Annotated in this window: 18 protein-coding genes; 10 read left to right on the top strand and 8 right to left on the bottom strand. The window is 71.6% G+C overall.

The window, feature by feature from the left end; translation table 11 throughout:
• Nucleotides 1-8: 8 nt before the first annotated feature.
• Nucleotides 9-737: a PP2C family protein-serine/threonine phosphatase gene (locus tag ACLQ2S_RS16280; protein ID WP_155217840.1), complete on the bottom strand. Its 729-nt coding sequence runs from the start codon at nt 735-737 to the stop codon at nt 9-11.
• Between the two features lie 220 nt (nt 738-957).
• Here ACLQ2S_RS16280 and ACLQ2S_RS16275 point away from each other — a divergent pair, with 220 nt between their 5' ends.
• The gene (locus tag ACLQ2S_RS16275; RefSeq protein WP_425701976.1) at nt 958-3,567 is read left to right on the top strand and encodes a glycoside hydrolase family 9 protein; all 2,610 of its coding nucleotides are present in this window, start codon (nt 958-960) and stop codon (nt 3,565-3,567) included.
• Nucleotides 3,568-3,692: 125 nt separating this feature from the next.
• On the opposite strand, the gene ACLQ2S_RS16270 is transcribed toward ACLQ2S_RS16275, so the two are convergent.
• The 3 genes from ACLQ2S_RS16270 to ACLQ2S_RS16260 form a co-directional block, all read right to left on the bottom strand.
• Complete coding sequence (locus ACLQ2S_RS16270) at nt 3,693-4,652, bottom strand: TIGR03885 family FMN-dependent LLM class oxidoreductase (protein ID WP_425701975.1); 960 nt, start codon at nt 4,650-4,652, stop codon at nt 3,693-3,695.
• Nucleotides 4,653-4,758: 106 nt separating this feature from the next.
• Nucleotides 4,759-6,171, bottom strand: coding sequence for an NADP-dependent succinic semialdehyde dehydrogenase (locus ACLQ2S_RS16265; protein WP_155217836.1), 1,413 nt, complete (start codon nt 6,169-6,171; stop codon nt 4,759-4,761).
• A gap of 14 nt (nt 6,172-6,185) precedes the next feature.
• A complete protein-coding gene (locus ACLQ2S_RS16260; RefSeq protein WP_155217834.1) occupies nt 6,186-6,449 on the bottom strand; it encodes a DUF6343 family protein in 264 nt (87 codons plus the stop codon).
• A 223-nt stretch (nt 6,450-6,672) separates the two neighbouring features.
• On the opposite strand from ACLQ2S_RS16260, the gene ACLQ2S_RS16255 reads away from it, so the two are divergent.
• A complete protein-coding gene (locus ACLQ2S_RS16255; RefSeq protein ID WP_425701974.1) occupies nt 6,673-7,497 on the top strand; it encodes a GDSL-type esterase/lipase family protein in 825 nt (274 codons plus the stop codon).
• Between the two features lie 11 nt (nt 7,498-7,508).
• On the opposite strand, the gene ACLQ2S_RS16250 is transcribed toward ACLQ2S_RS16255, so the two are convergent.
• Nucleotides 7,509-8,273 (bottom strand): EcsC family protein, encoded by a 765-nt coding sequence (locus tag ACLQ2S_RS16250; RefSeq protein ID WP_155217830.1) that lies wholly within the window; start codon nt 8,271-8,273, stop codon nt 7,509-7,511.
• 195 nt (nt 8,274-8,468) lie between these two features.
• Between ACLQ2S_RS16250 and ACLQ2S_RS16245 the strand changes: the two genes are divergently transcribed.
• The 4 genes from ACLQ2S_RS16245 (at nt 8,469) to ACLQ2S_RS16230 (ending at nt 12,141) form a co-directional block, all read left to right on the top strand.
• Nucleotides 8,469-9,392: a proteasome assembly chaperone family protein gene (locus ACLQ2S_RS16245; RefSeq protein ID WP_309223196.1), complete on the top strand. Its 924-nt coding sequence runs from the start codon at nt 8,469-8,471 to the stop codon at nt 9,390-9,392.
• Nucleotides 9,393-9,439: 47 nt separating this feature from the next.
• Nucleotides 9,440-10,237 (top strand): exodeoxyribonuclease III, encoded by a 798-nt coding sequence (locus ACLQ2S_RS16240; protein WP_425701973.1) that lies wholly within the window; start codon nt 9,440-9,442, stop codon nt 10,235-10,237.
• Between the two features lie 261 nt (nt 10,238-10,498).
• Complete coding sequence (locus ACLQ2S_RS16235; RefSeq protein WP_425701972.1) at nt 10,499-11,677, top strand: PASTA domain-containing protein; 1,179 nt, start codon at nt 10,499-10,501, stop codon at nt 11,675-11,677.
• Nucleotides 11,678-11,829: 152 nt separating this feature from the next.
• Complete coding sequence (locus ACLQ2S_RS16230) at nt 11,830-12,141, top strand: antibiotic biosynthesis monooxygenase family protein (RefSeq protein WP_155217824.1); 312 nt, start codon at nt 11,830-11,832, stop codon at nt 12,139-12,141.
• Between the two features lie 43 nt (nt 12,142-12,184).
• On the opposite strand, the gene ACLQ2S_RS16225 is transcribed toward ACLQ2S_RS16230, so the two are convergent.
• Complete coding sequence (locus ACLQ2S_RS16225; protein ID WP_375335332.1) at nt 12,185-12,901, bottom strand: class F sortase; 717 nt, start codon at nt 12,899-12,901, stop codon at nt 12,185-12,187.
• A gap of 306 nt (nt 12,902-13,207) precedes the next feature.
• Nucleotides 13,208-13,885 (bottom strand): hypothetical protein, encoded by a 678-nt coding sequence (locus ACLQ2S_RS16220; RefSeq protein ID WP_375335331.1) that lies wholly within the window; start codon nt 13,883-13,885, stop codon nt 13,208-13,210.
• A gap of 229 nt (nt 13,886-14,114) precedes the next feature.
• Here ACLQ2S_RS16220 and trmB point away from each other — a divergent pair, with 229 nt between their 5' ends.
• The 4 genes from trmB to ACLQ2S_RS16200 all read left to right on the top strand — a co-directional run bounded on the left by trmB (nt 14,115) and on the right by ACLQ2S_RS16200 (nt 19,178).
• Nucleotides 14,115-14,741 carry a tRNA (guanosine(46)-N7)-methyltransferase TrmB gene (trmB, locus tag ACLQ2S_RS16215; RefSeq protein ID WP_230462583.1) on the top strand — a complete coding sequence of 209 codons (627 nt, stop codon included), beginning with the start codon at nt 14,115-14,117 and terminating at the stop codon, nt 14,739-14,741.
• 124 nt (nt 14,742-14,865) lie between these two features.
• The gene (locus tag ACLQ2S_RS16210; protein WP_425701971.1) at nt 14,866-17,370 is read left to right on the top strand and encodes a DEAD/DEAH box helicase; all 2,505 of its coding nucleotides are present in this window, start codon (nt 14,866-14,868) and stop codon (nt 17,368-17,370) included.
• A 119-nt stretch (nt 17,371-17,489) separates the two neighbouring features.
• Complete coding sequence (locus ACLQ2S_RS16205) at nt 17,490-18,131, top strand: hypothetical protein (protein WP_309223195.1); 642 nt, start codon at nt 17,490-17,492, stop codon at nt 18,129-18,131.
• A gap of 153 nt (nt 18,132-18,284) precedes the next feature.
• Nucleotides 18,285-19,178 (top strand): endonuclease domain-containing protein, encoded by an 894-nt coding sequence (locus ACLQ2S_RS16200; RefSeq protein ID WP_155217815.1) that lies wholly within the window; start codon nt 18,285-18,287, stop codon nt 19,176-19,178.
• A gap of 41 nt (nt 19,179-19,219) precedes the next feature.
• Here the strand turns inward: ACLQ2S_RS16200 and ACLQ2S_RS16195 are convergent, their stop codons facing one another.
• Nucleotides 19,220-19,642 carry a cytidine deaminase gene (locus ACLQ2S_RS16195; RefSeq protein WP_155217813.1) on the bottom strand — a complete coding sequence of 141 codons (423 nt, stop codon included), beginning with the start codon at nt 19,640-19,642 and terminating at the stop codon, nt 19,220-19,222.
• Between the last annotated feature and the right edge of the window lie 274 nt (nt 19,643-19,916).

The following is a 19,916-nucleotide window of genomic DNA, read 5'->3' as shown; positions in this document are numbered from 1 at the left end:
TCCGCCGGTCAGGGCTCCTCGACCACGTCGGCGATGACGACCGTGACATTGTCCGGCCCACCGGCCTGCAACGCCAGGTCGATGAGGGTACGCCCGCAGGCCTCCCGATCCGGCTGGCTCGCCAGCACCTCGGCCAGGGTCTCGGCGCGTACGACGTTGGACAGCCCGTCGCTGCACAGCAGCCAGCGGTCGCCGGCCCGGGGCACCATCGTGGCGTACGTCGGGGAGACCTCGTCGCCCTGCAACGCCTGGGTCACCACGGCGCGGCGGGGATGGCTTCCGGCCTGGTCCGGCGTGATCAACCCCTGGTCGACGAGCATCTGCACGAAGGTGTCGTCCCGGGTGATCTGCTTGAGCACGCCGTCGCGGAACAGGTAGGCCCGGGAGTCACCCACGTGGGCCAGCGCCAGGCAGCTACCGGTACGCGCGAACAGCAGCGCGGTCAAGGTGGTGCCCATGCCCTGCCGCTGGGGATCCTCGGCGACCGCCTGGCGGATCCGCTCGGTGGCGAGCTGGATGCCGTTCTGGAGCGCGGCGACCAGCGCGTCCTCCGGTGTCTCCACGTCCAACGGGGCCACTGACGAGATGGCGATGGCGCTGGCGAGGTCCCCGGCGGCCATGCCGCCCATGCCATCGGCGACGGCGACCAGCCAGGTGCCGGAATGCAAGGCGTCCTGGTTTCCGCTACGGATCAGCCCACGGTCGCTCGTCCCGGCGGAACGCAGCTTCAGGGTCATGGCACGCAGCCTGCCAGGAGTAGGGCTCAGTTGTCTCTAGGAGATCGGTACGACCCGGCGTGGCGCGGCGAATCTCACTCAGTGTGAACGTTAACGCTCATCGGGCGCGGTCGATTGACATGTGTTGCGCGTCCTGGAAACATGCCCGATACCTGGGAGCGCTCCCAGGTCCGTACCCCCACTTCACCAGTTCCGTCCCGCTCGTCGGAAGGACTCCCCCGTGACGCCATCCCGACGTCGTCTCGCGGTGCTCGCCGCGGCGACCGCCGTGGCGCTGGTCGGCGGTAGTGCCGGCACCGCTTTCGCCGACCCACCCGCCGACGCCCCCGAACAGATCCGCAACGGTGATTTCAGCGACGGCTCGTCGCCTTGGTTTTCCTACGGCACCGACTCCCTCGGCGTGGTAGACGGCCAGCTCTGTGCCACCGTGGCCGGCGGCCTGGCCAACCCCTGGGACGCCGGCATCGGCCACGACGCGCTTCCGCTGATCGCCGGCGCCGAGTACACCCTCGGCTTCGACGTCACCGCGACGCCCGGCGGCTCGGTCGCCGCCGTGCTGCAACTCGGCAGCGAGCCCTACACCGGCTACTACTCGGTCACCGCCGCCGCGACGCCGACCCAGCAGCGGATCGAACGCACCTTCGTCGCGCCGACCGACGACGACCGCGCCCAACTCATCTTCCAGGTCGGCGGCGCCGCCGAGGCGCAGACCGTCTGCCTGGACGACATCTCGTTGCGCGGCGGAAACCCGCCCGAGCCCTACGTGCCGGACACCGGTCCCCGAGTCCGGGTCAACCAGGTCGGTTACCTGCCCGGCGGGCCGAAGAACGCCACCGTGGTCACCGACGCGACCGAGGCGCTGCCCTGGAAGCTGCACTCCGCCTCCGGTGCCGTGCTGGCCAGCGGCACCACCACCGTCCGGGGCGTCGACGAGGCGTCGGCGCAGCACGTGCACACGGTCGACTTCTCCTCGTACCGCACCCCGGGTCAGGGGCTGACGCTGGCCGTGGACGGCGAGGTCAGCCACCCCTTCGACATCTCCGGCACCATCTACGACCAGCTGCGCTCGGACGCGTTGCAGTTCTTCTACATCCAGCGCAGTGGCATCGCCATCGACGGTGACCTGGTCGGCGAGGAGTACGCCCGCCCCGCCGGTCACCTGGACGTCGCCCCGAACCAGGGTGACACCAACGTGCCCTGCGCCGCCGGAGCCTGCGACTACCGCCTCGACGTACGCGGCGGCTGGTACGACGCGGGTGACCACGGCAAGTACGTGGTCAACGGCGGCATCGCCACCTACCAGCTGCTCAGCGCCTTCGAGCGGACCAAGAACGCCCCCACGGGCGAGTTCGGCGCCAACCTCGGCGACGGCACGCTGCGGCTGCCCGAGCGGGACAACGGGGTGCCGGACATCCTCGACGAGGCCCGCTGGGAGCTGGAGTTCCTGATGCGGATGCAGGTGCCGGCCGGTAAGCCGCTGGCGGGCATGGCCCACCACAAGATCCACGACCGGAACTGGACCGGCCTGCCGATGCGGCCCGAGGACGACCCGGAGCCGCGCGAGCTGCACCCGCCGTCCACCGCCGCCACCCTGAACCTGGCCGCCGTGACCGCCCAGTGCGCCCGGCTGTTCGCCCCGTACGACAAGGAGTTCGCGCAGCGCTGCGGCAGCGCGGCGAAGACCGCGTACGCGGCGGCCAAGGCCAACCCGGCCCGGTACGCGCCGTCGTCCGGCAACGGCGGTGGCCCGTACGACGACACCAACGTCACCGACGAGTTCTACTGGGCGGCCGTCGAGCTGTACCTGACCACCGGTGAGGCCACCTACCTGACCGACCTGACCGCCTCGCCGCACCACACCGGCGACGTCTTCGACGTGCGTGGTTTCGGCTGGCAGAGCGTGGCCGCGCTGGGCCGCCTCGACCTGGCGACGGTGCCGAACGGGCTGCCCGCCGCCGACCTGGCCCGGGTCCGCGCGTCGGTCACCACCGCCGCCGACGGCTACCTCGCCGAGATCGGCCGTCAGGCGTACGGGCTGCCCATGCCGGGCGACCCGGGTAGCTACTTCTGGGGCGGCAACGGCGCCATCCTCAACAACGCCGTCGTGCTGGCCACCGCGTTCGACCTGACCGGCGACGAGAAGTACCGGGACGGTGCGGTGCAGACGATGGACTACATCCTCGGCCGCAACGCGCTGAACATCTCGTACGTCACCGGGTGGGGCGAGCACGCGGCGGAGAACCAGCACAGCCGGATCTTCGGCTACCAGCTCGACCCGAGCATGCCGAAGCCGCCCGCCGGGTCGATCGCCGGTGGACCGAACGCCGCGCTCCAGGACCCGTTCGTGGAGCAGCTGCTCGAGGGCTGCGCGCCGATGTTCTGCTTCGTCGACGACATCGCCTCGTACTCCACCAACGAGGTGGCGATCAACTGGAACTCGGCGCTGGCCTGGGTCGCCTCGTTCGTGGCCGACCAGGGCGACTCCGCGGCGGTGCCGGCACCGACCTGCACGGTCTCCTACACCAACTACGGCTCGTGGGAGGGCGGCACCGGCTTCACCGCCCAGGTGAACATCCGCAACACCGGCACCGCGCCGGTCAACGGCTGGACCGCCCGGTTCGCCTTCACCGGCGACGCCAAGGTGCGCGACGCGTGGATGGCCGACGTGACGCAGTCCGGGGCCACGGTGACCGCGAAGGGTGAGTCGTACAACTCGCGGATCAACCCGGGCAGCTCGGTGATGTTCGGATTCAACGCCACCACCGGCAGCGGCGCGAACCCCGCGCCGAACCTGGTCACGGTCAACGGCGCAGCCTGCACCGTTTCCTGATCCCCGGGTGGGGTGCCGACGGCGACCGGCGCCCCACCCGGCCCCCATCTGATCGACGTCCGGTCCGGACCCCCCGCGCGGGGTCCGGACCGGACTCGTCGGCTCACCGGACCGGACTCGTCGGCTCAGGCGCGCAGCTTCGGCAGCACCTGGTCGCCGAAGGCGTCCAGGAAGGGCCGCTGCTCCTGCCCGACGTGGTGCAGTGCGATCTGGTCGAAGCCGAGATCGACGTACTCCTCCAGCCAGCCCACGTGCCGACCCAGGTCGGCGGAGATGTTGACCACCTCCGCGAGCCGGGTCATCGGTACCGCTTCGGAGACCACGTCGAAGTGCTCCGGAGTGTCCAGGTCCCAGCAGACCGGCGGGGCGAAGACGTTGCTGCGCCACTGGTCGTAGGCGATCGCCTCGGCCTCGTCCTGGGACGGTGCCCAGCTCAGGTGCACCTGGAGGTGCACCGGTCCACGGCCTCCGGCCTCCCGGTACGCGTCGACCATGCGGCGCAGGTGGTCGGTCGGCGCGTTGACGGTGATCAGGCCGTCCGCCCACTCGGCGCACCAGCGCGCGGTGGCCACGCTGACCGCGGCGCCGACCAGCGCCGGCGGCTGTTCCGGGCGGCTCCACAGTTTCGCCCGGTCGACCCGGACCAGACCGTCGTGGCTGACCTCCTCACCGGCCAGCAGCGCCCGGATGATTTCCACGCACTCGCGCAGCCGGGCGTTGCGTACCTCCTTGCGCGGCCACACGTCGCCGGTGATGTGCTCGTTGGCGGCCTCGCCGGAGCCCAGCGCGGCCCAGAACCGCCCGGGATACATGGCGGCGAGGGTGCCGATCGCCTGGGCGATGATCGCCGGGTGGTAGCGCTGTCCGGGCGCGTTGACCACCCCGAACGACAGGCCGGTGGCCTGTAACGCCGAGCCGAGCCAGGACCAGGCGAATCCGGAGTGCCCCTGACGTTCGCTCCAGGGCGCGAAGTGGTCCGAGCACATGGCGGCGTCGAAGCCGACGTGCTCGGCGTGGACCACCGCCGCCAGCAGCTCACGCGGGTGGATCTGCTCGTGGGAAGCGTGAAAAGCGATCGCCGTCATGCCGAGTTCCCCTACCCACCCCAGGACGGATGTAAGCAAGGGCCCCTTGCTAACGCCTCGTGTATAGGAAGGGCCCCTTCCTTACACCCCTGCGTCGCATGGCGGGTTATTCGGAGTGGGCGCCGGCACCGGCGGAGGCGGTGCCCTCCCCCACCCAGACCGTCTTGACGTTGCAGAACTCGTGCATGCCCTGGGCGGACAGCTCTCGGCCGTAGCCGGAGTTCTTCACTCCGCCGAAGGGCAGCTCGGGGTGAGACGTCGTCATCCCGTTGATGAAGACGGCCCCGGCCTCCAGGTCGGTGGCGAACCGCTGCTGCTCCCCCGGGTCGCGGGTCCAGGCGTTCGAGCCGAGCCCGAAGCTGGTGCCGTTGGCCAGCTCGACGGCCTCCTCGTACGACGCGGCGCGGTACAGACCGGCGACCGGCCCGAACACCTCCTCGTGCCACATCCGCATGCCCGGGTTCAGGTCGGTCACCACCGTCGGTGGGTAGAACCAGCCCGGCCCGGTCGGCTTCTCGCCGCCGCAGAGCACTGTCGCGCCCTTGTCGACGGCGTCACGAACCTGCGCGTCGACCTCGTCCCGGCCCCGCTCGGAGGCCAGCGGGCCGACATCGGTGGCGTCGTCCATCGGGTCGCCCACCCGCAGCGCCGCCATCCGCTTGGCGAACGCCTCGGCGAAGGCGTCGTAGACGTCGGTGTGCACGATGAAGCGCTTCGCCGCGATGCAGGACTGTCCGTTGTTCTGGCAGCGGGCGGTGGTGGCCACCTGGGCGGCCAGTTCCACGTCGGCGGAGGGCATCACCACGAACGGGTCGCTGCCGCCCAGTTCCAGCACCGTCTTCTTCAGCTCCCGGCCGGCGATCTGCGCGATCGACCGGCCGGCGACCTCACTGCCGGTCAGCGTGGCCGCGCGTACCCGGGGATCGCTCAGGATCCGGTCCACCGCCTCGGAGCCGACCAGCAGGGTGGTGAACGCGCCCTCGGGGAAACCGGCCCGCCGGAACAGGTCCTCCAGCAGCACCGCGGTCTGCGGCACGTTGGAGGCGTGCTTGAGCAGGCCGGTGTTGCCGGCCATCAGGGCCGGCGCGGCGAAGCGCATGACCTGCCAGAGGGGGAAGTTCCACGGCATCACCGCCAGCACCGGCCCGATCGGCTGGTAGCGGACGAACGCCCGGGTCGCCGAGACCGCCTCGGCGTCGGCCGGCACGTCGGCGAGGAACTCGGCGGCCCGGTCGGCGTAGAAGCGGCAGGCCGTGGCGCACTTGGTGACCTCGGCCTTGGCGGCGGCGAGGGTCTTGCCCATCTCGGTGGTCATCAGCCGGGCGATCTCGTCCCGTTCCGCCTCCAGCAGCTCGGCGGCGGCGGTCAACCACCGCCCACGTTGCTCGATCGTGGTGCCGCGCAGCTGCCGGTACGCCAGGTCGGCCCGTTCGATCGCGCCGTCGATCTGCTCGTCGGACATCGCCTCGTACGTCTTGAGCACCTGGCCGTTGACCGGGTTGGTGGTGGCGATGGTCATCAGGGCTACTCCCGTCACTCGAAGAGTGAGTGCCGCACGCCGGGCTCCTCCCGACGGCGGGCGGCGCGACGACGCTGGATGACGATCAGGTCGACGACGGCGACCAGCGCGAAGACGGCGCAGACGACACCCAACCAGACCACGTCGGCCCGAAACGCCAGTACCGCGAAGACAATCATGGTGACGAGCCCGAAACTGGCCAGCGCCAGGCGCAGGTTCAGCGCGCTGTACGCGTGACCGACCGTGCCACGGGCACGCCGAGGCTGTGATCTCGTCATCACCTCCTCCTACCCCACGTCGCCAGCGCTAACCGTCACGACCCGCACGGCGTTCACCGGAGAACCGGTCGTCGCGGCCCCCGGAGGCTCGGCGCCGCATGTAGCACGCCGGATCGCGGTACGACAGACCACTGCCGCATCCCCGACAGCAGCGCCCGCTCGACCCGACCTCTACGCGTAGAGTCACCGTGCCATCGCTGTGAGCTGTGAGGCTGGGGACGTCATGCCTGGACGCTGGACCACCGCCGCCGTCTGCCTGCTCGCACTCGTCGCACTGGCCTGCGAGGCCGGTGGTGAGGCGGCGCCCCGACCGTCGGGCACGGCCCAGCCCGGCTCCCCCCGCGTCGTCGCCGCCCTCGGCGACTCGATCACCACGGGCTTCGGGTCCTGTCTGCTGCTCACCTCGTGTCAGCGCAACTCCTGGTCGACCGGGGACGGGCTGCGGGTCGACAGTCACTACCGACGGCTGCTCGACCGCAACCCGGGGCTGCGCGGCAAGGCGTACAACCACGCCCGGCCGGGGGCCCGTGCCGACGCGCTGGCCGGGCAGGCCGAGGCGGCGGTACGCGACCGCGCCGACTACGTGACGGTGCTGGTCGGCGCCAACGACGCCTGCCGCGCCACGATCGATGCGATGACGCCGGTCGACCAGTTCCGGGCCGACATCGACCGAGGGTTGCGGGTGCTGCGCGAGGGACGCCCGAAGGCCCGGGTGCTGGTCGTGAGCATCCCGAACCTGTACCGGCTCTGGGAGGTCGGCCACGACGAACCCCGGGCGGTACGCGCCTGGCGGCACGGGGTGTGTCCGGCGCTGCTGGCCGACGCGACGTCGACCGCACCGGCGGACCGCAGCCGCCGCGCGGCCTTCCGGAAACAGATCTCGGCGTACAACGGTCAACTGAAGGCGGCGTGCCGGGCCTACGGATCCCGCTGCCGCTACGACGGCGGCGCCGCGCACCGGGTCCGGTTCGACCTGAGTATGGTCAACCCGCTCGACTACTTCCACCCCAACACCAGCGGCCAGTCCCGCCTCGCCGAGGTCACGTGACGCCCCTCCGGCTACGCCGACTGATCGCCCGACTCATCGCCGGGACGTGGTGACGGGATGCGGGGGGTGCCGTGCTGGCGGTACAGCGCCCGGGAACGCTCGGCCAGTTTCTTGGTGGCCGAGGAGTTCGCCCAGGTGCCCAGGATGATCGCCGCTCCGGGGACCAGCTTGGCGAAGACTCGCTTCGCCGCGCGTACCCCGGCCATCTGGGCGAGCCGGATCCCGAGGTGCAGCATCACCCGGCCGAGCGGTGCCTGCGCACCACCGCCGAACAGCGCACCCGCCCGCTCCCGGCCGGCCGCCACGCCCAGCGCCAGGCGGGCGCTCGCGGCGGCCTTGTGCACCTTCTGGAGCACCAACAGGTCGGTGGCACGGTCGGTGTGGGTCGGATCGGTGCCGTACGCGGCGGCGACGTGCAGGACCATCCGGGCCTGGGTCCAGGCCAGTACGCCGACGTCGATCACCGCGCCGGGAAGTCCGGCCGCGCCGGATACGGCACCGGAAAGCCGGGCCTGGTTGACGAACCGCCGCACCGCCTGCTCCGCCAGGGCCTCGGTGCTGATCCCCGGCTGGGCGGCCCGGATCCGTTGCGCCCACTGCGCGGCCTCCGGACCGAGCCGGCGCACCGCCTCCAGGGCGAGGTGCTCCGGGGCGTACTGCGGATCCTGGCGCATCCGGTCCCACAGCGTGGCCGGGGGCGACTCGTCATCCTGGTCGCCCGACGGTGGCGTGGGCGGGATGACGGACTGGCCCTCGGCGGGCACGGGATCGCTCATCACCTCTCCCTTCGGTGGCGCGCATCCATATGTACCCCGCGCGGGCAACGCCGTACCGTCGGCCGATCAGCCACCGACGGTCGGGCCGGGCGGACCCGCGCCACAGGAATGGACGAGGATGGCAGGTACGTTTTGGCGATCGGGAGCCGGCGTCTGTTCGGCGTCCCGTTACGCACTCGCAGGGAGGCCGCACCGGTGCTCGATCCACACGAGCTCTACGAACTCACCGACGATCTGCCCGACCTCGGTCAGCCGGTCCTGATCCAGGCGCTCACCGGCTTCGTCGACGCCGGGAACGCGAGCCGGCTCGCCCGCGAACAGTTGCTCACATCGCTGGAGTCCCGCCCGATCGCCCGGTTCGACCTGGACCAGCTCTTCGACTACCGTTCCCGCCGCCCGGTGATGACCTTCGTCGAGGACCACTGGGAGAGCTACGACGACCCGGTGTTGGAGCTGCACCTGCTCCACGACGACGACGAGACCCCGTTCCTGCTGCTCACCGGCCCGGAACCCGACCTCCAGTGGGAGCGGTTCACGGCGGCCGTCGCCGGGCTCGCCGCCCGGCTGGACGTCCGGCTCACCGTCGGGCTCAACGCGATCCCGATGGCGGTGCCGCACACCCGACCGACCGGCGTGACCGCGCACGCCACCCGGCGTGACCTGATCTCCGGCTACGAACCGTGGCTGCAACGGGTGCAGGTGCCCGGCAGCGTGGGTCACCTGCTGGAGTTCCGGCTGGGCGAGGCGGGGCGGGACGCGCTGGGCTTCGCCGCGCACGTGCCGCACTACGTGGCGCAGGCCGAGTATCCGGCCGCCGCCGAGGTGCTGCTGGCCTCGGTGTCCCGGAGCACCGGGCTGCTGCTGCCGAGGGACGGGCTGCGGTCGGCCGCCGAGGTGGTACGGGTCGAGATCGACCGGCAGGTCGCCCAGAGCGACGAGGCCACCACCCTGGTCCAGGCCCTTGAGGAGCAGTACGACGCGTACGCCCGGGGTCGGGGTGAGAAGAACCTGCTCGCCGCGGAGAGCGGTCCGCTGCCCACCGCGGAGGAACTCGGCGCCGAGTTGGAGCGTTTCCTCGCCGAGCAGACCCGCCCGAACAACGACACCCCGGGAGGCTGAGCGGGGCGAGTCACGCGGAGCCGACCGGAATGGGGCAGGCTGGCATCATGCGCCTGGCGACGTGGAACGTGAACTCGGTGAAGGCCCGACTGCCCCGGCTGCTCGACTGGCTGGCCGGCACCGCGCCGGATGTGGTCTGCCTGCAGGAGACCAAGTGCCCGGACGGTGCCTTCCCGGTGGCCGAGGTGGGCGCGCTGGGTTACACGGTGGCCAGTCACAGCGACGGGCGGTGGAACGGGGTGGCCATCCTGTCCCGGGTCGGCCTGGCCGACGTCACCGTCGGGTTTCCCGGCGAGCCCGGATTCCCCGAGCCGGAGGCCCGGGCGATCTCGGCCACCTGCGGCGGGCTGCGGGTCTGGTCGGTGTACGTGCCGAACGGCCGCACGCCCGACGACCCGCACTACGGGTACAAGTTGGCCTGGTTGGCGGCGCTGCGCGACGCGCTGGACACCGAGCTGGCGAGTTCGGTGCCGCTGGCCGTCTGCGGTGACTTCAACGTGGCCCCCACCGACGACGACGTGTGGGATCCGGCGCTGTTCGTCGACTCCACCCACGTCACGCCACCCGAACGGGCCGCCCTGGCGGCGCTGCGTGATCTCGGCCTGGTCGACGTGGTGCCCACCCCGATGAAGGGTCAGCATCCGTTCACCTACTGGGACTACCGGGCGGGGATGTTCCACCAGAACAAGGGCATGCGGATCGACCTGGTGTACGCCTCGGCCCGGCTGGCCCGCGCCGTCCGATCGGCCTATGTGGACCGGGAGGCCCGCAAGGGCAAGGGCCCTTCCGACCACGCCCCCATCGTCGTCGACGCCGACCTGGTCCCGACCGTCGAGTCACTCTGAGCGCGGTGTAGCTGCGGGTGGTGTCGCCGCCCGCCGTGGGCGCACCTGGCCCCGGCGGTCCGTCGCACGCGCCTGCCCCCGGTGGTCGGTCGGACACACCTGGCCGCTGCGGTCCGTCGGACGCACCTGGCCGCTGTGGTCTGTCGGATCAGCGGCAGCTCGCTGAAACTCAGGGGACATGGCCTGACCTGCGCCAATACGCTGGGTTGAGCAGCGCGGCAGACGCGCTGGCAGACCGTCCGCACGGCGAGGAGTAAGCCCGTGACCGACGAGATCCGACCCACCGCCCTCACCCCACCGTCCGGCTGCGCCCTCGGCTGGCAGCCCAGTGCCCTGGCCCCCGTCTTCTGGGGCTGGCGCGAGTACGGGCCGACCGACGGCGCACCCACCCGGGTCCGGGTGTTCCATCCGAGCATCGATTCCACTCCGAACACGGCGCAGTTGCTCAGCGGCTGCGGCAGGTACCCGTTGATCGTGTTCGCCCACGGCTACTGCGAGCAGGACGACAACCACTACCAGCGCTGGGTTCGCACCCCGGCGGCGCTGGCCCGTTCCGGTTACATCGTCGCCGTGCCCGAACTGCCGAACATTCACGTGCACCCGGCGCAGAGCCCCGGCACCCAGCAGGTGCTGGCCAGCACCGTGACCTGGATGCGGCAGGGCTGGCCCGGTAAGGAGGTGCTGCTGCCCGCCGCGAAGACCGGGCTGGCCGGCCATTCCTACGGTGCGCTGCACGCCGGTATCCTCGCCACCCGCATCCAGGTCGCTGCCGTCGCCTCGCTCAGCGGGGTGTGGAACGACTGGCAGCCCGGCTACGGCACCAAGCCCATCCATCAGGGCACGGTGCCCCGCCTGTTGACCTGGGGAACCGACGATCCGCAGGCCACCCTCGACGCCCCGACCTGGAACGCCATCGCCAAGCCCCGGCACCGGGCCGTCTACGGCGGGGCCGACCACTACGACTACTTCCCGTACAACCAGGACCTGCCCTGCCGGACGAGCAGCGGGCCCTGTCCACACGTCGGCATCGCCACCGACGACCTGTTGATCATGTTCTTCGCCAACTACCTGCCGCCGGAGCTCTGGCCCGACCTGCCCAGCCGCATCCCCAACAACCTGGTCCCGCCGCCGCTGAACCTCCCTCCCGAGCAGGGCTTCTACGCCGGTGGCCACCTCACCGGGCTGTCCACCTTCAACGCCAACTCGTCGTGCAGCCTCGCCCTCTCGGTGGAGCTGCCGCTGGACAAGACCGTCCCCCACGTCCGCGAGATGCTGCGCCACCAGGCCGATCAGGCCGTACGAGCCGCCGGTCTGGTGCCGGTCTTCACCGGGTCGACCAGTCCGGCGGCATGGGTAGCGAGCCAGTCGCCCGCAGGTGGGACGAAGGTGGTCGCGGACAGCGCGGTCTCGATGACGATGCAGTCCGGCCCGCTCCCGTAACCAGCCCGGTCCGCCGGGGCAGGGTCGCAATCCGGCGGGTGACGGAGGGGTGGCGGGGCCGCCGCCTCGCCAGTGATGGCCCTGCCACACCCGCTACCTCGGGTACTGCGGCCACGATTCCCGGCGGTGGCCGCCGGACTAGGGTTGAGGCCATGGCAGTCGTGAAGATCAACGCGATCGACGTCCCGCCCGGTGCCGGCGAGGAGTTGGAGAAGCGGTTCGCCGCCCGGGCCCGCGCGGTGGAGAACTCCCCCGGTTTCCTCGGCTTCGAGCTGCTGCGCCCGGTGGCCGGGGAGAGCCGCTACTTCGTCTACACCAGGTGGGAGAGCGAGCAGGCGTACCAGGACTGGGCCTCCGGTCCGGCGCGCGCCGCCCATGCCGCCCCGCCCGGCGCCGAACAACGGCCCCCGGTCGCCTCCGGCGCCACCCTGCTCGAATTCGAGGTCGTGCAACAGGTTCCCTGACCGGTGCCCGTGCACCGGGCGACGGCCAGGTGCCGCGTCGGCGTCAGGCGGGGCGGGTGGTGGTGAGGGTGGCGAAGGCGATGACGTTGTCGGCGTAACCGGTGCCGCCGCCCACCCACTGGCCTCCGCAGGTGATCAGCCGCAGGCCGGGTGGGCCCTCGTGGCCGTACACCCGGTCGGCCGGTAGTCGATCCTTCGGGAAGCGTTCCACCGAGTTCACCGTGAAGACGGCGACCGAGTCGTCCTCCCGAACCACCTCGACGGTGTCTCCCGCCTTCAGCCTGCCCAGGTGGTAGAAGACCGATGGGCCGCTCTTGGTGTCCACGTGCCCGACGATGACCGCCGGACCGGGCTCGCCCGGCACCGGCCCACGGTCGTACCACCCGGTCTCCTCGTGTCGGCTCAACGGTGGCACGTCGATCGAACCGTCCGGCGCGTCACCGACCGGTTTCACCGGCGCCGAGACGTCGATGGTCGGGATGGTCAGGCTCACCGGCCGCGCGGCGGGCGCCACCGCCGGTGGGCTGGACGTTCGTTCACCGCCGGTGGCGGCCCAGTCCAGGGGGCTTCCGACCCGATGCCCGAGCCCGGCACCGGTGGCGAAGACGCCGGCCAGCACGAGCACCGCCGCGAGCGGCAGCGACCACGGGCTGCGCCCGGACCGCCGCGCCCGCTCGGGCCTTCCGGTGGCGCGGGGAGCACGACGCCGGTCGGTGGGCAGCGGCGACAGGCTGGAGCGCCGGGCGGCGACGTCCGGCACGGCCGCCCGGCCGCGCGGCCGCGCGCGATCGGACGGCCGCGCGGGATCGCGCGAGCGCGTGGGATCGGGCACGTGCTCGCGGCCGTACGAACGCGCGGGATCGAACGGCCGTGCGGGGCCGTGCGAACGCGCGGGGTCGGGCGGGCGCGCCGGGTCGGGCGGGGGAACGAACAGATCGGGACGGTGGGTCGGGCGGGGCGGGCTACCGGTGGGACGGGCCGCACGACCGGCGCCGACGGGCCGGGCCGGACGACCAGAACCGGCCGAGCCGGTGGGGCGGGGTGCGCGGGCGGCGGCCATGGCGGCTCACCGCCGGGTGCCGCGACGGCGGGTAGCGGTGACCCAGAGGACCATGCCGGTGACGGTCAGCGCCAGCCCGCCGGGGAGCAGCAGACCGGCGGTGACCGTGCTGGCGGACCCACCGAAGCCGGTCGCCGGCCCTCGGCTGGGCTTCGCGTGGCGTACCACCTGGATCATGGTGGAGGCGGTCTCGCCGCCCCGGCACTCCAGCTTGACCCGGTAGTTGCCGGGGAGCACCCGGTCCTTCACCATGGCCGTTCCGGTCAGCAGGCCGCGCTGCGGCTGGACGGCGACCCGGCCGAACGCGTCCGAGACGACGATGGCCCCCACCGAGTTGTCGTGGCAGCTCGCCCGCAGACCGACCAGGTGTCCCGGTTCCACCATGCTCGGCGAGACCTCCACGAACACGGTCGGGCCGGGCTGCGGTGCGCCCACGGGCACACCGGGCTGCCCATCGCCGGGCTGTCCGGCGGCGAGCGGCGCGACGGCGGGCCACCCGGCGGTGCGTGACTCGGCAGTGGTCGAGGCGGGCGTCGGCGCGGGCGCCGAGCCCGGCGCGACGGTCACCGCCCCGGCCGACGCCGCCGTCGGCAGCGGAGCGACCAGGGCGATCGAGAGCAGCGGAGCGATGGTGGCGAGGGTACGCAGACCAGCGGCGGACGGCCCCGGACGAGTGCGGGTCACTGCTGGCACGATGCCCCCTCCCGGTGCGCCGGGGCGGTCGCCGGGCCCTACGGGCACCCGGTGCTGCCTTCCACCGATGATGGTCTCACCACCGGGCGTACATCACATCCGGTTCGGCGCGGTGCTCACGTAGGCTCGGTTGGTGGTGACCTCCACCGACCCGACTCCCGCTGTCGCCGCGCCGCCCGTGGCGCGGGCGATTCGCACCTACCACCCACGGCGCGGCCGGATGAGCGGCCGCCAGGTGGCGGCGTTGGAGCAGCTCTGGCCCCGGTACGGTCTGCGCGTCGCCGACGCCGACCCGTTCGACCCCGTCGCCCTGTTCGGCCGTCGCGCCAAACTGGTGGTCGAGATCGGATCGGGCATGGGCGACGCGACCGCCGAGATGGCCGCCGCCGACCCGGATCGAGATTATCTGGCGGTCGAGGTGCACACCCCCGGAATCGCCAACCTGCTGGACCTGATCCACCGCCGTGACCTGGGCAATGTCCGGATCGTCGAGGGCGACGCGATGGAGTTGCTCGACCTGCTGCCACCCGCGTCGCTGGACGCGGTGCACGTCTTCTTCCCGGATCCGTGGCCGAAGTCCCGCCACCACAAGCGGCGGTTGATCCAGCCCGGTCACGTCGCCCGGTTGCGTTCCCGGTTGGCCGTCGGCGGCACGCTGCACTGCGCCACCGACTGGGCCGAGTACGCCGAGTCGATGCGGGCGACGCTGGACGCCGACCCCGGCCTGGTCAACGCCTTCGACGGCTACGCACCCCGGCCCGCGTACCGGCCGGTGACCCGGTTCGAGCGACGGGCACTGCGCGCCGGCCGCCCGATCGCCGACCTGATCTACCACCGCCGCCGGTAAGGAAGGGCACCTTGTTAACGCCTGGTGTATAGGAAGGGCCCCCTGCTAACACCACCGCCCGCCCAGGCACCCGCCAAAGGCCGGTTGGCGTACGGGGGCGTGATCCAGGCACCATGGAGCGGCCATGACACTCACCGCCGCGCTGCCGAAGACCGCCGATCCCGACACCCTCTACGACGCGTTCGCCAGTTGGGCGTCCGAGCGCGGCCTGGACCTCTACCCCCACCAGGAGGAGGCGGTCATCGAGATCGTCTCCGGGGCCAACGTGATCATGAATACGCCGACCGGCTCGGGCAAGAGCCTGGTCGCCATCGCCGCCCACTTCGCCGCCCTGGCCGACGACCGGACGACCTTCTACACCGCGCCGATCAAGGCGCTGGTGTCGGAGAAGTTCTTCGCGCTGTGTGAGATCTTCGGCGCCGAGAACGTCGGGATGCTCACCGGCGACGCCAGCGTGAACGCCGACGCCCCGATCATCTGCTGCACCGCCGAGATCCTGGCGAACCTGGCGCTCCGCGAGGGCGCCAAGGCCGACGTCGGCCAGGTGATCATGGACGAGTTCCACTTCTACGCCGAACCGGACCGGGGCTGGGCCTGGCAGGTGCCGCTGATCGAGTTGCCGCAGGCGCAGTTCGTGCTGATGTCGGCCACCCTGGGGGACACCACCCGATTCGTCGACGACCTGACCCGGCGCACCGGTCGGGCGACCGCCGTCGTGCGCTCGGCCGAGCGGCCGGTCCCGCTGCTCTTCTCGTACGCGATGACGCCGCTGCACGAGACGCTCGAAGAGCTGCTGGAGACCAAGCAGGCCCCGGTGTACGTCGTGCACTTCACCCAGGCCGCCGCCCTGGAACGCGCCCAGGCGCTGATGAGCGTCAACGTCTGCACCCGGGCCGAGAAGGACATGATCGCGCAGGCGATCGGCGGATTCCGGTTCACCTCCGGCTTCGGCAAGACTTTGTCCCGGCTGGTCCGGCACGGCATCGGGGTGCACCACGCCGGGATGCTGCCCAAGTACCGCCGGCTGGTGGAGACCCTCGCCCAAGCCGGGCTTCTCAAGGTCATCTGCGGTACGGACACCCTCGGCGTCGGCATCAACGTGCCGATCCGCACGGTGCTGTTCACCGGCCTGTCCAAGTACGACGGGGTACGCACCCGGCTGCTCAAGGCCCGCGAGTTCCACCAGATCGCCGGGCGGGCCGGGCGGGCCGGGTTCGACACTCTCGGCCGGGTCGTGGTGCAGGCACCGGAGCACGTCATCGAGAACGAGAAGGCCCTCGCCAAGGCCGGCGACGACCCGAAGAAGCGCCGCAAGGTGGTACGCAAGAAGCCGCCGGAGGGCTCGATCGGGTGGGGCAAGCCCACCTTCGACCGCCTGGTGGAGGCCGAACCGGAGCCGCTGACGTCGAGCTTCCAGGTCAGCCACTCGATGCTGCTCAACGTCATCGGCCGCCCCGGCGACGCGTTCGCGGCCATGCGGCACCTGCTCACCGACAACCACGAGGACCGGGCCGCGCAGCGTCGACACATCCGCCGGGCCATCGCCATCTACCGCGCGTTGCGGGCCGGCGGGGTGGTCGAGGAACTGCCCGAGCCGGACGAGACCGGGCGGCGGGTCCGGCTCACCGTCGACCTCCAACTCGACTTCGCGCTCAACCAGCCGCTGTCGCCGCTCGCGCTGGCCACCATCGAGCTGCTGGACCAGGAGTCGCCGTCGTACGCCCTGGATGTGCTGTCGGTGATCGAGTCGATCCTCGACGACCCGCGTCAGGTGCTCTCCGCGCAGCAGTTCAAGGCCCGTGGCGAGGCGGTCGCCGCGATGAAGTCCGAGGGCATCGAGTACGAGGCCCGACTCGAACTGCTCGACGAGGTGACCTGGCCCAAGCCGCTCGCCGAGCTGCTGGAGAACGCCTACGAGATGTACCGGCAGGGGCATCCCTGGGTCGCCGACCACCAGCTCTCCCCCAAGTCCGTGGTGCGGGACATGTACGAGCGGGCGATGACCTTCACCGAGTACGTGCAGTTCTACGGGCTGTCCCGCTCCGAGGGCCTGGTGCTGCGCTACCTCGCCGACGCGTACAAGACGCTGCGGCAGACGGTGCCGGAGGAGGCCAAGACCGAGGAACTGGTCGACCTGATCGAGTGGCTCGGCGAGCTGGTCCGCCAGGTCGACTCCAGCCTCATCGACGAGTGGGAGCGACTGCGCAACCCGACGGACCTGCCGGAGGTCGCCGCGGCTCTGGACGACCGACCGGCGGCGGTGACCCGCAACCCGCGCGCGTTCCGGGTGCTGGTGCGCAACGCCCTGTTCCGTCGGGTCGAGTTGGCCGCGCTACGGCAGTGGGACGCGTTGGGCGAGTTGGAGGCGGACTCCGGCTGGCACGCCGACGCCTGGGCCGACGCGTTGGAGCCCTACTTCGAGGCGTACGACGAGATCGGCACCGGTCCGGACGCCCGTGGCCCGGCGCTGCTGATGATCGATCAGGGCCGGGAACGCTGGACGGTGCGGCAGATTCTGGACGACCCGGAGGGCGACCACGACTGGGGCATCAGCGCGGAGATCGACCTCGCCGCCTCCGACGAGGCGGGCGCGGCCGTCGTGGCGATCACCGACGTCGGCCAGCTTTGAGATTTTCCGTAAAGGGGCCGTCCGGGATGCCCGGGCGGCCCCTTTCGTTCCCTGGGCGATGTTAGACCTGTCGATTAGAATATATGTACTAATCGAGTTCCTGACCTGGGAGGATGCTCGTGACCGCGCCCATCTCCGCCCCTCTTTCGCCGTACGCCACCCTCCTCGGTTTCACCCGGTACGTCGACCGCACCGGCCCGACCAAGGCCAGCTTCGTCGGCGGCCTGCGTCGACAGCGCGCGAGCCGCTCCGGGTTCAACCCGCACGGCCAGTTCGTCAAGGCGCTCAAGGCCGACATCGCCTTCCACACCGGCGGCACCCACCTGGCGCAGGTGGTCGACGTGGTCAAGCCCCGGTGGCGTCCGCTCTACCAGGCGCTGGTGCCCGGCGCGACGGCGTGGCTGCACTCGCTCGGCGAGCCGCGCGGCGTCGACCTGGCCCAGACCCGCGACGCACTCGCCATGCTCGGCGACCTCCCGATCAAGATCAACCCCCACTTCGGCATCCGGTACGCGGACGGCCACGCCGAGGCGGTGCGCCTGCACTTCGACGAGGCTCCGCCCAGTGATGAGGCGCTGCTGGCCGCGCTGCACCTGACCGCCCGGCACATGGACGCCGTCCTCCCGCACGCCGAGCCGGTCCTGGTCGACGTGCGCCGAGGCGTCACCCATCGAATGCCCGAGGGCGCCAAGCCCGACGAGATCGAACGGTGGCTCGCCGGCGAAGCCGCCGCCTTCCGCGCCATCTGGTCCGCCGCCTAGGAACGTCAGCGGTGTCGGGTCCGGACACCGGTCGTGCATCCGGACCCGACACCAACGCCGCCTCGTCGGCGGTTAGGGCCGGCCGTCCCCGACAGGTTCCGGAGTTATCCACAGGGGCAGCGACGCCGGTCACCGCTCGGCCAAGGTGGAGCGATGCCGGTGTCACCGAGGCGGCCCGCCCAGTTGCGGGGGCGCATCTTCCGAGGCTCCGAGATGGTCGCCCGAGGGCTGCTCACCCGCACCGAGCTGCGCAGCAAAGCCTGGCGTCAGCTCTTCCGGGATGTCTACGCGGACTCCCATCTCACGGTGTCGCACCGCACCCGTTGTCAGGCGGCGGCACGACTGCTGCTGCCCACCGGTGCCGCGGTGGCGGGCCGCAGCGCCGCGGCGCTGTTCGGCGTTCGCGGGGTGGCCGCCGACGAGCCGATCGACGTGCTCGTCCCGACCGGACGACGGTTCGGCCCGGTCTCGGGTCTGGTCGTGCACACCGCCGAGCTGGGCAGCGACGAGATCATCCTGCGCGACGACGTCCCGGTGACCAGCCCTGAGCGCACCTGCTGGGACCTTGCGCAGTGGTGCCCAGTCGAGGAGGCGGTGGCGACCGTGGACCAGCTCGCCGCCCGAGGCACGGTGCGCCTCGACCAGGTCGCCGCGTACGCCCGCTGCCGGATCGGTCTGCGCGGCTGGCGACGACTGCTGCGGGTGGTCGAGCTCGCCGACGCCGGGGCCGAGTCCATCCCCGAGTCACGGCTGCGGGTACGCATCGTGTTGGCCGGGCTGCCCAGGCCGGTGACCCAGTTCGTGGTGACCCGCGGGGGCAGGTTCATCGCGCGGGTCGACCTGGCGTGGCCGCAGTTGCGGGTGGCCGTCGAGTACGACGGACTGTGGCACGACGATCCTGAGCAGTTCCACCGTGACCGGCGACGCCTCAACCGCATCCTCGGCGAGGACTGGATCGTCCTGCACGTCACTGCCAAGCGGATGCGCGAGGATTTCGACGGCTTCCTCACCGAACTCCGCCAGACCCTCACCCGCCGCTCGGGGTGACCCCCGTCCAAGATCCGAGCAACTTCGGGGAAGTTGCTGCCTCAGGCGCCGTCGGACCCAGCAACATCCGGGAAGTTGTCCGGGTCTTGGGTCGGGTGGCGGGGGAGGTCGGTTAGCGGGAGGGGGGTGGGGGCGTCGGGGGGGCCGACGATGACGCGTACGGCGGGGAAACGGTCGGTGAGGAGTTGGCGGCAGGCGTCGCAGGGAGCGACCAGGGACCGGCCCCGGTCGCCGACCGTCACGACGGTCTCCAGCTCCGTCACGCCCTGGGTGGCGGCGGTGCCGAGGGCGACCGTCTCAGGGCACGCGCCGCCGGTCGCGTGCACCACGTTCACGGCGGAGATGACCCGACCGTCAGGGGTACGGGCCGCCGTGGCGAGCGTGTGCATGGCGCTGCGGCAGCGCAGCTTCGCCACCGCGCTGGCGGCCTGCACCAGCGCCCGATCGGTGTCGCGCATCGTCATCGGTGTCCCCGTGGTCCGCTCATAGCTCGCGCTCAACATCCAGCAAGGCGATCAACGATAGACCGCCAACACGCTGGTGCCAGACCACCGCCCCGTCTTACCCGCCTTCGACTCCCCTGTCCCGGCCGGCCGGTGCCGCTCTGCTTCAACCCACGCACCGCTTCATGGCCGCGACCGTTGCGCCGAGTGAAGCAGAGCAAGCAGGCGCAGGGGCAGCCCCAGAGGGGTTGTCACCGTGCCGCCGACCAGGGCCGGACCACCACGCAGGAAGGGC

Origin of the sequence: Micromonospora sp. DT48 (assembly GCF_049844495.1) — a bacterium.
Classification (GTDB): domain Bacteria; phylum Actinomycetota; class Actinomycetes; order Mycobacteriales; family Micromonosporaceae; genus Micromonospora.
Note: the sequence above shows the minus strand (reverse complement) of the source record. Positions and strands in the feature narration are given on the sequence as shown.

Bases quoted from the DNA above. Each gene is read 5' to 3' on its own strand.
- ACLQ2S_RS16260 (WP_155217834.1), bottom strand. From the start codon at position 6,449: ATGACGAGATCACAGCCTCGGCGTGCCCGTGGCACGGTCGGTCACGCG.
- ACLQ2S_RS16230 (WP_155217824.1), top strand. From the start codon at position 11,830: ATGGCAGTCGTGAAGATCAACGCGATCGACGTCCCGCCCGGTGCCGGC.
- ACLQ2S_RS16280 (WP_155217840.1), bottom strand. From the start codon at position 737: ATGACCCTGAAGCTGCGTTCCGCCGGGACGAGCGACCGTGGGCTGATC.
- trmB (WP_230462583.1), top strand. From the start codon at position 14,115: ATGAGCGGCCGCCAGGTGGCGGCGTTGGAGCAGCTCTGGCCCCGGTAC.
- ACLQ2S_RS16255 (WP_425701974.1), top strand. From the start codon at position 6,673: ATGCCTGGACGCTGGACCACCGCCGCCGTCTGCCTGCTCGCACTCGTC.
- ACLQ2S_RS16240 (WP_425701973.1), top strand. From the start codon at position 9,440: ATGCGCCTGGCGACGTGGAACGTGAACTCGGTGAAGGCCCGACTGCCC.
- ACLQ2S_RS16270 (WP_425701975.1), bottom strand. From the start codon at position 4,652: ATGACGGCGATCGCTTTTCACGCTTCCCACGAGCAGATCCACCCGCGT.
- ACLQ2S_RS16195 (WP_155217813.1), bottom strand. From the start codon at position 19,642: ATGACGATGCGCGACACCGATCGGGCGCTGGTGCAGGCCGCCAGCGCG.
- ACLQ2S_RS16250 (WP_155217830.1), bottom strand. From the start codon at position 8,273: ATGAGCGATCCCGTGCCCGCCGAGGGCCAGTCCGTCATCCCGCCCACG.
- ACLQ2S_RS16210 (WP_425701971.1), top strand. From the start codon at position 14,866: ATGACACTCACCGCCGCGCTGCCGAAGACCGCCGATCCCGACACCCTC.
- ACLQ2S_RS16200 (WP_155217815.1), top strand. From the start codon at position 18,285: ATGCCGGTGTCACCGAGGCGGCCCGCCCAGTTGCGGGGGCGCATCTTC.
- ACLQ2S_RS16265 (WP_155217836.1), bottom strand. From the start codon at position 6,171: ATGACCATCGCCACCACCAACCCGGTCAACGGCCAGGTGCTCAAGACG.